We start from the raw sequence: 15,247 nt of genomic DNA on the forward strand, positions 1-15,247 counted from the left end.
GTCCGTGAGCAGAGAAGGGGGCGCCGCGCGCACCCCCTCGCAGTAAAAAGTGGGTTCTAGTCGTCCGCGAGCGGCTGATCGGGTTCGTTGGCGATCAGGCGGTCGATGGCCTCGACCATCGCCTCGACGGAGGCCCGCGTGATGTCGGCGTCGGAGACGGCCACGGTGACCGAGTCGTCGCCGCGGGACATCTCCACCTCGACGGTGACGACGGCGTCGGTGCCGCCGGTGATGGCGTCGACGTGGTAGGAGTCGAGCGACGCGTCGGCGGCGTGGCCCAGCGCCGCCTGGACGGCGGAGACGGCGGCGTCGACGGGGCCGTCGCCGTGGCCCGAGGCGACGCGTTCCTCGCCGTCGACCTCGACGCGGACGCTGGCGGTCGGGGTGCCAGACCCGCTCGCGGCGGTCATCTCCAGCAGTTTCACGCGGCGCTCGCGGTCCTGGCCGACGACCTCCTCGGCGATGGTCAGGAGGTCGGCGTCGGTGACGCGCTTGCCGCGGTCGCCGATGGCCTTGACCCGCTGGACGACCTGGTCGATCTCGTCGTCGTCGGCGTCGATGCCGTGCTCTTCGAGCGCGGCCGCGACGCCTGCGTGGCCGGCGTGTTTCCCCAGGACGAGGCGCCGTTCGCGGCCCACCTTCTCGGGCGGGTACGGCTCGTACATCGTGTCGTCCTTCAGGGTGCCGTCGGTGTGGATCCCCGACTCGTGGGTGAAAGCGTTCTCGCCGATGACGGCCTTGTTCGGGGCCAGCGGCACGCCCGTCGTCCGGGCGATGAGCTGGGCGAGGTCGTAGACCTCGGTGAGGTCCATCGGCTCGACGCCGTAGCCGTGATCGAGCGCGATGGCGACCTCTTCGAGCGCGACGTTGCCCGCGCGCTCGCCGATGCCGTTGATCGTCCCGTGGACGAGGTCCGCGCCCGCGGCGACGCTCACGAGGGCGTTCGTGACCGCCAGCCCCAGGTCGTCGTGGGTGTGGGTGCTCGTCGGGCCGAGTTCGGTCATCGGCTTGATCCGTTCGAGCGTGTCGTCGGGCGTCGCGTGTCCGACCGTGTCGGCGTAGCAGATGCGGTCGGCGCCGGCGTCCATCGACGCGCCCATCAGCTCTTCGAGGTACTCCACTCGCGCCCGGGAGCCGTCCTCGGCGATGACCTCGACCCAGAGGTCGTGGTCCTTGGCGTAGGCGACCAGTTCCTCCGTGCTCTGGACGTTCTCCTCGGGCGTCGTCCCGACTTTCTTCTCGATGTGTTTGTCGCTGCCGGGGACGACGATCGTGACGCCGTCGACGTCGCAATCCAGCGCGAGGTCGACGTCGTTTTTGATCCCGCGACAGAAACTCGTGATCGTCGCGTCCAGGTCGAGGTCCGTGACGCGCCGGATCGTCTCGCGCTCGCCCGCGCCGGTGCAGGCGCTGCCGGCCTCGATGAAGTCGATCTCGGCTCGATCGAGCCCGCGGGCGATGCGCGCTTTCTCCTCGGGCGTCAGCGAGACGCCCGGCGCCTGCTCGCCGTCGCGCAGGGTCGTATCGAGAAACTGTACGTCGTCGACGTCACTCAGGTCCCGGAGCTGTGGGTGGCTCCCGAAGAAGCTACTGTCTGTCACCGTTTGTCCACCATCAGGCAGAACCGAGAATTTCGCGGCCAGCCGCCTTGCGGCGACTTCCTCTATCCTCCGTCGGTGTCTGGTCCGACATTGTATCAGGGAGTAGGCCGCCGCCTGCGCATATATCTATTGGATTCCGGACGGCACGACCGTCCGCCCCACCCGGGCCGGCTCACTCGCTCGTTTCGGCGTCCACTGCTTCGTCGGCTTCGGCTTCCGTCCCGCTCTCGTCTACCGGTTCCGTCCCGCTCTCGTCCTCTCGCTCGAGATGGACGGTGTCGCCGACGGCGACGCCTTCGGCGTTGCCGGCGGGGAGTTCGACGACGGTGTCGGCCTTGGCGACGCCAAACCCGGTCCACGGCGAGAGCGTCGCGACCTTCACCACCTCGTCGTCGCGGAGCCAGAGGACGTCGAGGCCCGTCCGCACGAACAGCATGTGGATCGCGCGGCGCGGGACGGTGTCGCGAAGCCGGTAGAGGTAGCCGGGGTCGCCGAACTCGAAGACCAGCGCGTAGTCGTCGGGCAGCGACGACTGGCCCATCAGCCCGACGGTCTGGGAGACGAAGGAGTCGGCGAGGTCGACGGTCGTCGCCAGGGTCCGCTCGGTCCCGTCGGCGACGTGAACCAGGCGCATACCCCCCGGTCGAACGGTGGCGGCAAAACCCTTTGGTTCAGTTAGGTGTCCGACCCATCGAACAGGTCGTCGTGGCGCTGGGCCAGGTTCGTGTAGTCCCCCGAGCTATAGGCCTCGAAGACCGACTCGGGGTCGATAGTCGTCTCCGAGAGCGGCGTCACCGTCGCCGGCATCCCCCGGACGAACGACCTGGCGGGCACCTCGTACCCCTCCGGGACGATGGTGCCGGAGGCGACGATGCTCCGCTCGCCGATGATCGATTCGGTCACCGTCGAGTTGAACCCGACGAGGGCGCCGTCCCGTACCGCCGAGTCGTTGAGGACGGCGCCGTGGCCGACCATGACCTGCTCGCCCACCGTCGCCGCGTGCAGGACGGCGTTGTCGCCGACGTGTGACTGTGTGCCGACCCGGACCGGTCCCACGTCCCCCCGCAGGACGACCCCGGGCCAGACGCTTGCGTCGGCCGCGACCGTCACGTCCCCGACGACCGTCGCCTCGCGGCTGACGCGTGCCGTCTCGTCGATCTCTGGGCTCGTCCCCTCGAACGCGTACTGGCGGCTGTCACCCATACCGTGAAACTCGTGAGCATCGACCAAATCACTGGTGGCGATCCCCGCCGGTCGATCGAGACCGAGAGAGGTAAACGGGCGGCCGCGGAATCCACGGGCGATGAAACTCGCACGCGCTGACACGCCCGACGGCGTGGTCGAAGGCGAATACGTCGACGGCGTCGTCGAGACCGACGACGGCAGCTACGAGATCGGCGAGGAGGCGACCCTGCTCGCGCCCTGCGACCCCGACGCGCTGTTCTGCGTCGGCCGCAACTTCGGCGAGAAGGTCGAGCAGATGGACTACGACGTCCCCGACGTCCCGGACTGGTTCATCAAACCGCCGCACAGTCTCCATCCGCCGGAGCAACCCATCCCGTACCCGAACTGGACCGAGGAGTTGACCTACGCCGGGGAACTCGCGGCCGTGATCGACGAGCCCTGCCACGAGATCACCGAAGAGGAGGTCGACGGCGTGGTCCGGGGCTACACGATCCTAAACGACATGGACGCGCTCGACCAGGAGCGCCGGACGGCCAGAAAGGCCTTCGACGGCTCCGGCCCGCTCGGCCCCTGGATCGAGACCGACTACGAACCCGTCGGGAAGGAGATGGAGACCCACATCAACGGCGAGCGCCGCCAGCACGACAACACCGAGAACATGTTCAACAAGCCACGGGAGACCATCGCCTTCCTCAGCGAACGCTACACCTTCCGCGCCGGCGACGTGATCTCCTTCGGCAGTCCCGCCAACCCCGGCCTCGTGGAGCCGGGCGACGAAGTCGAAATCCGCTACGAGGGGATCGGCACGCTTCGAAACGAGATCGAGTGAACCGCGGCGAACGGAGGATCGGGTACGCACCCGGCAAGTTATACAAAACTGTTATGTATCCATACGTATTATTGTGGGTAGACATTCTATGGATCGAGATTCTAGCAGAACAACCGGTGGTGGTGGACGAAAACGGGATTCTTCCGATTCCACGGCCACGATAGAAGACCAGGTTAATGGCGAAAACGTAACAGTTTCTGGGGCGGACGCGAGCACGGGGTCGGCCACCGACCGGGAGACCGTGTCGCTCGCCGAGGCGGTCGACCGCCACGATGCCGTCGCCCTGACAGCCGAGGACGTCGGGTCCGACGTCATCGTCTGGGAGGACACCACGGTGGTCGAGATCGTCGCCGAGGTAATCGAGTACTTCAGGACCGCGGAACTGGACGCCGACTTCGCCGATCCGCCGGACGAGGCGTTCGTCGCCGACCAGTTTTTCGACTTCGAGTACCTCGAGCACTACGAGGAGGTCGAGCGAACGTGGTTGCAGAAGCCGTTCGCCTACGCCTCGATCCTCTACGATCCCACGGAGAACGAGCACCTCTATCACGTCAGCGAACCCACGCTCGACGCGTTCGAGCGGTTCGTCCAGCAGGACCTGGTCGCCCTGCTGAGGGACAACCTGCTGTACCGCGACTTCGACGGGGAGCAGGACCGCGAGACCCTGTTCCAGCAGGAGGCGCGTACGCTGATCCTCGACCACGCCGCTACCGTCGACGACGGCTCGCTCCACAAACTCCTCTACTACCTCCTGCGGGACTTCATCCACTACGGGCCGATCGACCCGATGATGCGGGACGGGGCCATCGAGGACATTTCCTGTGACGGGACGGACGTGCCCATCTTCGTCTACCACCGCGACTACCGCGACCTGAAGACGAACGTCAGCTTCTCGCGGGAGCGACTGGACTCGTTCACGTTCCGGCTGGCACAGCGCTCGGGCAAGCAGATGACGGTCTCCAGCCCGCTGGTCGACGCCAGCCTGCCAAACGGTTCGCGCGTCCAGTTGACGCTGGGCGGTGAGGTGAGCACGCGCGGGTCGAACTTCACGATCCGGAAGTTCGCCGACGTGCCCTACACGCCGGTCGATCTCATCACCTCCAACACCTTCTCGGTCGAGCAGATGGCCTACTTCTGGCTCGCCATCGAGAACAACAAGAGCCTGATCTTCGCCGGCGGCACGGGGTCGGGGAAGACCTCGAGCATGAACGCCGTGTCGTTTTTCATCCCGCCCCGGAGCAAGGTCGTCTCCATCGAGGACACGCGAGAGATCGACCTTCCGCACGAGAACTGGATTCAGAGCGTCTCGCGCGGCGGCGCGTCGGCCGACGGACGGGGCGACGTCTCCATGTTCGAGTTGCTGCAGGCGGCGCTCCGACAGCGCCCGGAGTATCTGCTGGTCGGCGAGATCAGGACCGAAGAGCGGGTGGCGCTAACATTCTTCCAGGCGATGTCCACCGGGCACACGGCGTACACGACGTTGCACGCCGACACGGTCGAGACGGCGATGAGTCGCCTCCGGAATCCGCCGCTGAACGTCCCCGTCCAGATGCTACAGGATCTGGACATCGTCTCGATCCAGTCGCAGGCGTTCGTCGACGACCGGCGGGTGCGGCGCAACCGGACGGTCGCCGAGATCGAACCCGGCGCGGACGACTCGACGATCGACGTCGAACCGATCTTCAGCCGTGACGCCGCCAGCGACACGCACGAACGGGTCGGCGAGTCGCGCGTCCTCGCCGACATCGCCGAGGACCGTGGCTGGTCCGCCGAGCGCCTCCAGCGCGAACTCGAGGACCGCGAGACCGTGCTCGGGTACCTCTCGGACCACGGCATCACGGGGTACGACGAAGTGGCCCGGGCGATTCACCTCTACTCTCGCGACCCCGACCGCATCCTCGCGGAGGTCGAGTCGGCCGAACTCGACCGCCAGACGCTCTTGGACACCGGCCCGGACATCGACGAGATCTCGCCCACGGAACTGGGTGCCAGTGACGGGTTCCTGAACGGATCATGACGGATCGATCGAGCGATCCGTCGACCGCCGTACAGCCCGACTCGGGCGAGGCCGCCGCCGCCCGGTTCCCGCCCGTCGAGCGCAGTGGCCCGTCCGACAGCGAGCGCATCCGCGAGGAGTACGGCCGGGTGCGGGCCTACTTCAAGCGACGGGGGGCGCAGTACCGCGACCTCCAGCGCGCGCTCAACCAGTCCCGGGCGGGCGTCGGCTACGACGTCTACCTGAAGCGAACGGCATTCTACGCGATCGCGACCGCCTTCGCCGGCGCACTCGTCGGCGTCTTCGTGACGCTCCTGCTTTCGAACCTGGGCGTGATCGCCGAACTCCGGAACCCGCTCTCCGTCGACGGCGGCGTCGCTCGGTTCGTCGGGCAGAACCGCTCTATGTTCTTCGGGGCCGGCGCGACGCTCGTGCTCGCGGCGCTGTCGGGTGGCGCGGTCTGGTACGCACGGACGACCTATCCGCGGTATCTCGCCGACAATCGGCGACGGAACATCGACGTGACCCTGCCACACGCGATCACGTTCCTCTACGCGCTCTCTCACGGCGGGATGAGCCTGCTCGAGACGATGCGCGTGCTCGCCGAGTCCGAGGACAGCTACGGCGAGGTGGCAAACGAGTTCGACATGATCGTCCGCGACGTGGATCTGTTCGGGAACGACCTCTACACCGCGATCCGAAACGCCCGGGACCTGACGCCGAGCGACAACCTCGAGGGGTTCTTCGACGACCTGCTGGCGGTGCTCGACGCCGGTGGTGACGTGACCGAGTTCTTCAGCGACGAGACGGACACGTACCTCGAGGACGCGCGCGAACAGCAGGACCAGTTCGTCTCGACGCTGGAGCTGCTCTCGGAGGTCTTCGTCGTCGGCTTCGTCGCCGCGCCGCTGTTTCTGGTCGTCATCCTGCTCGTCATTAGCATGCTGGGCGGGGCGACGCTCGGCCAGCTCACGCTGTTGATCTACGCCATCCTCCCGCTCGGGATGATCGCGTTCCTGGTGTTGATCGACACGCTCTCGACGCCGTACCGGGTTCCCCGCACCGAATTCGAGGCCGAAGCGGGAATCGTCGGCGACCGCTTCTCGACGCTCGGGACGGCGGTCGTCCGCGACGCGTTCGCGGACCTGCTCGACTGGCTCGGCGTGGTGAGTCGGTCCGCGCCCGACGAGGGGGCGCTGTCGCCACCGGAGCGCGATCGGATTCGGACCGATCGGTACCTGCGGGCGCGGCGGCGAGAGGAGTTCCGCAAGCGGCTGCTGGACCCGCTGGCGTCCGTCCGGCGGGACCCGCTTTCGTCCCTGCTGGTGACGCTCCCGCTGGCGCTCGTGACCGTCGGTGGCTTCCTCGCGACCGGCCTCGTCGAACCGACCCGGGACGCCTTCCTCGCCGAACCGGTCACGGCGACGACGCTCGTGGTCGTGGTCCCATTCTTGCTCGTGGCGATACCGCTGTCGGTGTTCCACGAACTGAAGACGCAGCGCGAGACCGACTTCGCGCGACGGTTTCCGGACACGCTGAACGTCCTCTCCAGCGCGAACCGGATGGGGATCGAGTTCACCGACGCGCTCGCGATGGTCGGGCAGTGGTCCCGGGGCCCGCTGGCGACCGAACTCCGGATGGTCCGCAACGACATCCGGTGGCACTTCGACACCCGGTCTGCGTTGCTCGGACTGGCAAACCGGATCAACGCCCCATCGCTCTCGCGGACGCTGAAGCTCGTCGCCGAAGGGACGCGCTCGTCCAGCGACGTGGCTCGCGTCCTCTCGGTCGCCGCCGACGACGCGCGCGACCGGTTCAAGATCGAGCGCCGCCGGCGACAGGACCTCTCTGCGTACACGGTCGTCGTCATCATCGGCTTCCTGGTGTACATGCTCGTGATCGTCCTGCTCGACACGAGCTACCTGCGACCCATCGCCGACGCACCACCGGTGCCTGCTCCGGAGGGAGTCACGGGCACCCCTGTGAGCCTGGAGAACCTGCCCGTCGAGGCCTATCGGGCGCTGTTCTTCCACTCGGCGCTCATCCAGGCCGTCGGCATCGGCCTGATCGCCGGGAAGCTCTCCCGCGACAGCGTTCTGAGCGGTCTCAAGTACGGCATCGCACTGATCACACTCACCCTCATCACCTTCGCACTGCTATGACCACCGAAAGAGACACGATCGACCGACAGCATTCGACCACGAGCGCGACGGGGCGCCGGCGCCTGCGGACCGACGACCGCGGGGTCTCGGAAGTCATCGGCGCGCTCCTCATGTTCGCCCTGCTCATCCTGTTGCTGGTCCTCATCCAGGTGAACGCGGTGCCGGCGGCCAACCAGCAGGTCGAGTTCGAGCACAGCCAGCGCGCCCAGGGCGACTTCCAGGAACTGCAGGACGTGATCCTGCTCGCGGCGTCGACCGGCCGCGAGGGCAGTGTCAGCGTCGAGACCGGGACCGGGTACCCGGCGCGACTGTTCCTGTTCAATCCACCGCGAGCGTCCGGGACCATCGAACGCTCCGCGACCGGGACCGCCGAAGTACGCAACGCGCTGGCCGCCGGGGAAGTCGGTGACTACGTCGACGGCACCCCCATCTCGTTCGAGTCCGGCGGACTCGCCTACCGCCCGAACTACAACGAGTACGGCGGCGCACCGACGACCGTCTACGAGAACGGCGTCCTCTACAGCAACTTCACGGGCAACCGCTCGGTGATTCAGGAACGAGGAGCCATCGTCAGCGGTCGCGACGTGTCGCTCGTGGCGCTGCAGGGCACGCTCGCCACGTCGAGTTCGCAGTCGGTCTCGGTCGGCGTCACGCCGATCAGCGCCCCGACGCGGACGGTCAGCGTCACGAACTCGGCTCCCGGGGCGCCGGTCACCGTCACGGTGCCGACCCGACTCGGGCCGGACGCCTGGCGGACGATTCTCGAGGAGGAACTCGAAGCAAACGGCGGGTACGTCACGCGCATCGAGCGGGCCTCGAGTTCGAGCGTCCGGTTCACGCTGGCAGAGGACGTGGTCTACGACCTGCGGATGGCGGCGGTCGGCGTCGGAACCGGTTTCGACCGGTCGACAGAGGCTCAGTACGTCACCACCGTCGCGGGCAACGGCTCGACCGTGCCAGAGGACGGCAGTCAGCGGATCGTCGCGGAGGTGCGCGACGCCTACAACAACCCCGTCAGCAACGAGTCGATAGCCGCCGAAGCCGTCCAGGGCGGCGGGACGGTGCAGGTCGTCGGGTCCGACCAGACCGACGACGAGGGACAGGTCGAACTGGAGTACACCGCCGGTGGCATCAACACGCCCCTGGAGGACGTGGTAGTCGAGGTCTGGATCGGGAACGGGTCGACGCCACCGACCGATCCCCAGCGCGTCGCCGAGGTCTCGCTCACCGTCTTCGACGTTGACGGGACCGGCCAGACCGGCTCTCCGGGCGGCAACCCGGTCAACCCGGGGATCAACCTCCAGCTGACGGGGGCCGAAGCCGTCGGGAGCGGCGGATGTAACGCCCGGAGCAACGGCTGTGACGCGGGGGTAACGATCACCAACCGGAACAGCCAGACCGGCTGGACCGTCGAGGATATGCGCGTCAGCGTCTACGCCGCACAGGGCGACAGCGGGCCCACCAGTTACGTCGTCTCAGACACCCGCGGCGGAAGCGGGACGTCGCTGAGCGTCGGCGCCGACTTCAGGTCGGTCGGCCTCGACGACTTCGGTCCCGAGGGTGCCGCCGACGACGAACAGAGGTACGTCTTCGACTTCGCCGGCTTCTCGACCGCACAGGACGGGGTCCGAACCGGGGACACCTTCGTCCTCGAAGTCATCTACGAGGACGACGACGGGAATCCGGCCGTCGTGACGTACTTCGTTCCGCTGGCCTAGATCGGTCTAGGCCTGTCCGTCGCCGATATCCACCACGAGCGTCGGGCGGCCGACGTTCTCGACGACGCGTTCGGTCACACTGCCGAGTGACGCCACACGGTCCCGCCCCGTCCGCCCGTGGGTCCCCATCACGAGCAGGTCAGCGTCGATCTCCGACGCGTAGTCCGTGATCTCGGTGTGGGGGATCCCTTCCCGGCGTTCCCGGACGACCTCGACGCCGGCCTCGTCGCCCGCGGTCTCGACGGCGTCGAGGGCGGCCTCGCCCTCCGCTTCGAGGGTCGCGATCACGTCGTCCTGGGTGTCCTCGTCGGCGGCCAGGAACAGGCGGCGGTCGACGACGTAGAGCGCGTGAACCGTCGCGTCGTTGTCCGCGGCGACGTGGAAGGCGTGCTCGAGAGTTTCGTCGGTCCCGCTGCTCCCGTCTGTCGGCACGAGTATCCGGTCGTACATGCTCGCGGAGTTGGCCTGGCTGGTACTTGAAACACCACCCCCGAGTTCCCGGGTCGTCGCCGGACCGTCGCGTCGGCGGGCGGCCCGAATCGGGGTCGGGAACCGGTGTGTCACAACTTCGCACAACACACCTCGCGTTTACACTGTTAGGCTATGAGAAGCAATTTCTTCACGAAAGAACCACCAATTTTAGTTAGGTGGATACCGACGGTGTGTATATGGTCGACAAAGACGACCTGCGACAGCAGCTGATCGACGGCTTCGAAGGCGCAGACTATCCCGTGAACAGCCCGATGGACCTCGTTCCGGCTCTGCCGAACGGTCCGTCCACCACGTTCGAGTCCGGTGACGTGAGCTTCACCGCAATGGAGCTCAACCAGAAGGGCGGCGGCGGCGACTTCCCCTACGACGACGTGGAGTCGCTCGTCGACGACATCCTCGAAGGCCTCGAGGACGAAGGTTACATCTAACGCCCGCAAACCGACCCCGATTTTTTCGCGACACGAGCCGGATAGCAGCCGGTACGTCTCGCCCGCCCCAACCCGTATCAACGTTCGGTCCCTACCGGCGGGTATGTCACGGAACGCCGAGCGAGACCTGCCAGAGACCGACGAGGAGTGGCGCGAAGTGCTCGACGAGGAGGCGTACAGGATCCTCCGCGAGGCCGGCACGGAGCCGAAGTTCAGCGGCGAGTACGTCGACCAGAAGGCGGACGGCACCTACGTCTGCGCCGGCTGTGGGACGGAACTGTTCGACTCCGAGACGAAGTTCGAGTCGGGCTCGGGGTGGCCCAGCTTCTACGACGCCGCGCGGGACAACGTCGAGACCCGACTCGACACCAGCCACGGGATGCGGCGGACGGAGGTCGTCTGCGCGACGTGTGAGGGCCACCTCGGCCACGTCTTCGAGGACGGACCGGAGCCGACGGGCGAACGCTTCTGCATCAACTCGGCCGCCCTCGAGTTCGATCCCGAGGAGGAGTGAGCGGCCGCTCGCGGCGTCTGTTCGAGTGTAATATTTTATAGGTGATGATCCACTGAACTTGCCCTGTGGTCGCTGCGGATCGGTCTGGGGGCGACGGGGAGCAGTCAGAGTCAGACGCCGACGGCGGGAGCCGCGCCGGCGCTGTTCGCGAGCGTGCCGTGCGGTTCGCGGCGGCGACGCCGCGAGGCGGACCGGCGGTCGTCGGCGCCGTCGGAATCGGGCTGTTCCTGATCACGCTTTTGAACTTCGTCCGTGAGTTGCGCCTGTTCGGCTTCGAGTGGCCACAGGTCGTCGCGGTCTCGCTGAGCGCGTGGCTCTCGGCCGCCATCGTCTACGCGGCGATCTACCTCCACGTGAGCGACTTCACGCCCGAGCAGCGCTGGCAGGTCGCGGCCGCGTCGCTCACCGGCGTCGTCTTCGTCTACTTCGTGATGTACGCCACCGTGTTCGTGCGGCTCTCGATCGGTCTCCGGTTCGTCGGGCCGACGCTGCAGTTGCTCGCCAGCGCCCACGCCGGCGCCATCGCCGGCTACCTGATCGGCCTGCTGTACGTCAAGGCCCGGCGGGACGCCCGGCGCGCCCAGCGGATCGGCCGCCAGCTGGAGTTCATGCACAGCATCCTCCGTCACGACGTGCTCAACAGCATGACGGTCGTCAGAGCCCGCGCCGAACACCTCGACGGGCGCCTCGACGGGGAGCACGACGAGTCGATCGACGCCATCCGCAACCAGGCCGAGAGCGTGATCGATCTCTCCCAGCGCGCGCGGGCGACGGTCGACGCGCTGGCCGCCGACGCCGACGTGACGCCCGAACCCGTCGACCTGTCGGCCGTCCTCCGCGAGGAGGTGACGACCGTCCGCTCGACGTACGACGACCTGAACGTGACCGCGGACGTCCCCGACGAGGTGCTCGTGCAGGCCGACGACATGCTCCCGGCCGTCTTCGGGAACCTGTTGAGCAACGCCGTCCAGCACAACGACGCCGACGGCCCGCGGATCGACGTCGCGGTCATGGTCGGTGCCGACTCGGTCGAGGTCCGCGTCCGCGACAACGGTCCCGGCATCCCCGACGAGGAGAAAGAGACCGTGTTCGAGCAGGGCCACAGCTCCAGCGGCGGCGGTTTCGGCCTCTTTTTCGTCCGGACCATGCTCGACCACTACGGCGGGTCGATTACCGTCGAGGACAACCAGCCCCGCGGCTCGACGTTCGTCGTTACCCTGCCGCGCGCGGAGCGGAGCGAAACCGCACCGTTCGGCGGCATCGGTGTGTGAGCGACGGGCTGTGCGCTCGGTCGGTAGCTGTCGAAAGAATCGAAGTCGCGTCCAGTCGCCGTCAGGCGACAGTACGAAACTCGTTAGTTACGAACGACGTTCGTCGCGCGCGGGCCCTTGGGGGCCTGTTCGATGTCGAAATCGATCTCGGTCCCCTCGGTGAGGTCCTCGCCGCCAACGTCCTCCATGTGGAAGAAAACGTCCTCGTCCGCGTCCTCTGTGTCAATAAAGCCGTAACCGCCAGTGTCGTTGAAGAAATCAACCTTACCGTTTGCCATTGCGAATGAACGAACGCCGAGTATACGGTTAAGTATTCCGCATCTGTTTTCTAGTTTGGGTATTTTCCGAACGAATGTCTCGGGTTAAACCATTATACTGGAACAAGTGTACCGTTTGGTCGGTTTCGCGCCGAACGGCGTCCGATCGGTCACAACGAGCGTGAAGCTCCGAGGGATCGACAGTTCTCGGCCGGCCGGTTTAGTAGGCCTCTCCGCTCGCGGGGAGGTCTTAACTGGATCGACGTGTCCCGTGAGGTATGACGTCTCTGGACGACGTATTCGTCGCCGACGCGGTCTCACACGCGTACAACCTGCATCCGTCGAACTACGCGATCGAGCGGTACGCCCAGCCGGTGGTCGACCTGATGACCGGCGTGGAGAAGGCGATGCCCGAGGGGTACCAGCGGACCGAGGAGTCGTTCCTGACGGACTGGGACCCCGAGGTGACCGCGAACATGCTCTTCCGGGAGAGCCAGGTCGACTTCACCGTCTTTCACCCCCAGTCCATCACCATCTTCGAGGACGGCCTCACCTCGCTGGAGAAGGCCGCGCGGTTCGTCGAGGCCCACCCGGACCGGACCGAACCGCTCGCCAGCGTCGACATCATCGGGATGGACGACCCCGAAGCGGAACTCGAACGCCAGGTCCGGGAGTTCGGCAGTCACGGCGTGAAGGTCTATCCGTCCTACTGGAGCGACGACGGACACACCGGGTTCGAGATGGACGACCCCGAGTCCGCGTTCCCGCTCTGGGAGAAGTGTGCCGACCTCGGCCTCGACGTCGTCGCGGTCCACAAGGCCGTCCCGTTCGGGAACGTCCCGCTCGACTCCTACGAGGTCGACGACGTGCCCGAGGCCGCCGAGAGTTTCCCGGACCTCAACTTCGAGATCGTCCACGGCGGGTTCATCCTCGCCGAGGAGACGGGCTATCACGTCGCCGAACACGACAACGTCTACGTCAACCTCGAGATCACCGCCGCCGACGCCGCGACCCGCCCCGACGCGTTCGTCGAGACGATGGAGAACCTGCTGTACGCCGGCGGGAAAGAGGCCCTCGACAGGGTCATCTGGGGGTGTGGCACCCCGCAGTTCCACCCGCAACTGCTGCTCGAGTCGTTCTGGAACATCGACTACCCCGAGATGGAGTCCCGGGACGGCACGTTCACGATCACCGAGGACGACAAACGCAAGATGGTCGGCGCGAACCTCGCCGAGGCCCACGGGTTCGACGTGGACGAACTCCAGGAGCGCATCGGCGACGACGAGTACAGCGGCGACCTCGAAGCCCCCTACTCCAAGACCCCCTTCGAGGTGGTGGCGTGACGAGCGAAGCCCGCGTCCGCGAGGCACTCCGGGAGGTGGTGGACCCCTGTACCGCCGCGAACGGCTCCGACCTCGACGTGGTGGAGATGGGGCTAATCGCTGACCTGACGGTCGAGGACGGCGCCGTGCGGGTCGACCTGCGGCTCACGACGCCCGCCTGCCACATGGTCCCCTACTTCATCACCGAGATTACGGACCGCGTGGAACCGCTCGACGGCGTCGAGTCGGTCACCGTCGAGACGGACGCCGGCATGGATTGGACGCCCGAGATGATGACCGACGCGGCCCGGGCGAAGCGCCGCGCCGTCCTGGATCGGTACGACGAGAAGTACGAGGCGGCACGGGCGACGGACTAACCGCTACCCCGGAACCGACTGGTCGTGGTACACGCTATCGAACCTTCCGGATGACTTTAAAGGATTCAGTTCGTATTGTAACTGTGAGTGAGAACACAGGGCGTCGGAATCTCCGCATGCCCAACGACGACGAGCTGTTTGCGGTCGTGACAGAACACAACGGTGGGAACCACGTCCGCGTGCAGTGCGAGGACGGCGAGAACCGGATGGGGCGCATCCCCGGCCGGATGAAGTACCGGACCTGGATCAGCGAGGGCGACGTCGTCCTCGTCGAGCCCTGGGACTGGCAGGACGAGAAGGCGAACATCGAGTGGCGCTACGACGGCCAGGACGCGGACCAGCTTCGCGCCGAAGGCCACATCGACTGATATTTTACACCCGCACGCGGTGTCGCCGTCCGACGGGACTATACGTGTCCACAGACCAGCGTAGCTGTGGATTCGAACGAGGTCCGCCGACAGTGGCTCGACCGGTCCGGAGAGTACTCCCCCGAGTATTACGCCCATCACGGCCCCGACCGGCGGAGCGAGTCCGTTCGCGACGTCCTCGAGGAGTTCTGCGACCGTGACGCGCGAGTGCTCGAACTGGGCTGTGGCGTCGGTCGGCACCTCGAACACTGCAGGCAACACGGCTTCGAGAACCTCTCGGGCGTCGACATCAACGAAGAGGCGTTCGAGACGATGGAAGCGGCGTATCCGGATCTGGCCGCGACGGGGACCTTCTACTGCGACGCCATCGAGGACGTCGTCGGCGAGTTCGCCGACGGGCAGTTCGACGCCGTCTTCTCCGTCGAGACCCTCCAGCACGTCCATCCCGACGCCGACTGGGTGTTCGGGGAGGTGGCCCGGATCACGGACGACCTCCTCGTCACAGTGGAGAACGAGGGCGAGACGGGCCCCGACGAATCGCCCGAGGACGACGTGAACTACGTCAACGACGACTTCCCGCTGTACTACCGCGACTGGGGCCAGGTCTTCACCGACCGCGGGCTCGTCCAGGTCGCGGTCGAACCCGGTGACCGGGACACGCTGCGGGCGTTTCGTCACGAAGACCATCGTTGAGCGACGGGGGCGCTGGTTCTCTCAGCGGTTCGTC

General features: G+C 66.7%; 16 protein-coding genes. 11 read left to right on the forward strand and 5 right to left on the reverse strand.

Features of this window, described 5'->3' with window-relative positions:
• Positions 1-56 precede the first annotated feature (56 nt).
• The 3 genes from U5918_RS05180 to U5918_RS05190 form a co-directional block, all read right to left on the reverse strand.
• Entirely contained in the window at positions 57-1,601 is a 1,545-nt protein-coding gene (locus U5918_RS05180; RefSeq protein WP_335999987.1) for a (R)-citramalate synthase, read from the reverse strand.
• A 172-nt stretch (positions 1,602-1,773) separates the two neighbouring features.
• Positions 1,774-2,235 (reverse strand): DUF192 domain-containing protein, encoded by a 462-nt coding sequence (locus tag U5918_RS05185; protein WP_335999988.1) that lies wholly within the window; start codon positions 2,233-2,235, stop codon positions 1,774-1,776.
• Between the two features lie 41 nt (positions 2,236-2,276).
• Positions 2,277-2,804: a gamma carbonic anhydrase family protein gene (locus tag U5918_RS05190; RefSeq protein ID WP_335999990.1), complete on the reverse strand. Its 528-nt coding sequence runs from the start codon at positions 2,802-2,804 to the stop codon at positions 2,277-2,279.
• A gap of 100 nt (positions 2,805-2,904) precedes the next feature.
• Between U5918_RS05190 and U5918_RS05195 the strand changes: the two genes are divergently transcribed.
• From U5918_RS05195 to U5918_RS05210, 4 genes are all read left to right on the forward strand, one after another.
• Positions 2,905-3,615: a fumarylacetoacetate hydrolase family protein gene (locus U5918_RS05195; RefSeq protein WP_335999992.1), complete on the forward strand. Its 711-nt coding sequence runs from the start codon at positions 2,905-2,907 to the stop codon at positions 3,613-3,615.
• A gap of 88 nt (positions 3,616-3,703) precedes the next feature.
• The gene (locus U5918_RS05200) at positions 3,704-5,632 is read left to right on the forward strand and encodes a type II/IV secretion system ATPase subunit (RefSeq protein ID WP_418771151.1); all 1,929 of its coding nucleotides are present in this window, start codon (positions 3,704-3,706) and stop codon (positions 5,630-5,632) included.
• The gene (locus U5918_RS05205) at positions 5,629-7,773 is read left to right on the forward strand and encodes a type II secretion system F family protein (RefSeq protein ID WP_335999994.1); all 2,145 of its coding nucleotides are present in this window, start codon (positions 5,629-5,631) and stop codon (positions 7,771-7,773) included. Before U5918_RS05200 ends, U5918_RS05205 begins: the two co-directional genes overlap by 4 nt.
• Positions 7,770-9,491: a DUF7289 family protein gene (locus tag U5918_RS05210; RefSeq protein WP_335999995.1), complete on the forward strand. Its 1,722-nt coding sequence runs from the start codon at positions 7,770-7,772 to the stop codon at positions 9,489-9,491. Before U5918_RS05205 ends, U5918_RS05210 begins: the two co-directional genes overlap by 4 nt.
• A gap of 6 nt (positions 9,492-9,497) precedes the next feature.
• Here the strand turns inward: U5918_RS05210 and U5918_RS05215 are convergent, their stop codons facing one another.
• Complete coding sequence (locus tag U5918_RS05215; protein ID WP_335999997.1) at positions 9,498-9,941, reverse strand: universal stress protein; 444 nt, start codon at positions 9,939-9,941, stop codon at positions 9,498-9,500.
• 218 nt (positions 9,942-10,159) lie between these two features.
• On the opposite strand from U5918_RS05215, the gene U5918_RS05220 reads away from it, so the two are divergent.
• The 3 genes from U5918_RS05220 (at position 10,160) to U5918_RS05230 (ending at position 12,196) form a co-directional block, all read left to right on the forward strand.
• Positions 10,160-10,411, forward strand: coding sequence for an MTH865 family protein (locus U5918_RS05220; protein WP_335999999.1), 252 nt, complete (start codon positions 10,160-10,162; stop codon positions 10,409-10,411).
• 103 nt (positions 10,412-10,514) lie between these two features.
• Positions 10,515-10,925 (forward strand): peptide-methionine (R)-S-oxide reductase MsrB, encoded by a 411-nt coding sequence (gene msrB / locus U5918_RS05225; RefSeq protein ID WP_336000001.1) that lies wholly within the window; start codon positions 10,515-10,517, stop codon positions 10,923-10,925.
• Between the two features lie 65 nt (positions 10,926-10,990).
• A complete protein-coding gene (locus tag U5918_RS05230) occupies positions 10,991-12,196 on the forward strand; it encodes a HAMP domain-containing sensor histidine kinase (protein ID WP_336000002.1) in 1,206 nt (401 codons plus the stop codon).
• An 83-nt stretch (positions 12,197-12,279) separates the two neighbouring features.
• Here U5918_RS05230 and U5918_RS05235 read toward each other — a convergent pair whose 3' ends face one another.
• Positions 12,280-12,474 (reverse strand): cold-shock protein, encoded by a 195-nt coding sequence (locus U5918_RS05235; RefSeq protein ID WP_336000003.1) that lies wholly within the window; start codon positions 12,472-12,474, stop codon positions 12,280-12,282.
• Between the two features lie 257 nt (positions 12,475-12,731).
• Here U5918_RS05235 and U5918_RS05240 point away from each other — a divergent pair, with 257 nt between their 5' ends.
• From U5918_RS05240 to U5918_RS05255, 4 genes are all read left to right on the forward strand, one after another.
• Positions 12,732-13,796: an amidohydrolase family protein gene (locus U5918_RS05240; protein ID WP_336000004.1), complete on the forward strand. Its 1,065-nt coding sequence runs from the start codon at positions 12,732-12,734 to the stop codon at positions 13,794-13,796.
• On the forward strand, positions 13,793-14,152 hold the full coding sequence (locus tag U5918_RS05245; RefSeq protein ID WP_336000005.1) for a metal-sulfur cluster assembly factor: 360 nt from the start codon (positions 13,793-13,795) through the stop codon (positions 14,150-14,152). Before U5918_RS05240 ends, U5918_RS05245 begins: the two co-directional genes overlap by 4 nt.
• A gap of 83 nt (positions 14,153-14,235) precedes the next feature.
• Positions 14,236-14,520 carry a translation initiation factor eIF-1A gene (locus U5918_RS05250; RefSeq protein WP_336000006.1) on the forward strand — a complete coding sequence of 95 codons (285 nt, stop codon included), beginning with the start codon at positions 14,236-14,238 and terminating at the stop codon, positions 14,518-14,520.
• Between the two features lie 66 nt (positions 14,521-14,586).
• Positions 14,587-15,213: a class I SAM-dependent methyltransferase gene (locus tag U5918_RS05255; protein ID WP_336000008.1), complete on the forward strand. Its 627-nt coding sequence runs from the start codon at positions 14,587-14,589 to the stop codon at positions 15,211-15,213.
• Positions 15,214-15,247 lie beyond the last annotated feature (34 nt).

Source organism: Halorientalis sp. LT38 (assembly GCF_037031225.1).
Lineage (GTDB): Archaea > Halobacteriota > Halobacteria > Halobacteriales > Haloarculaceae > Halorientalis > Halorientalis halophila.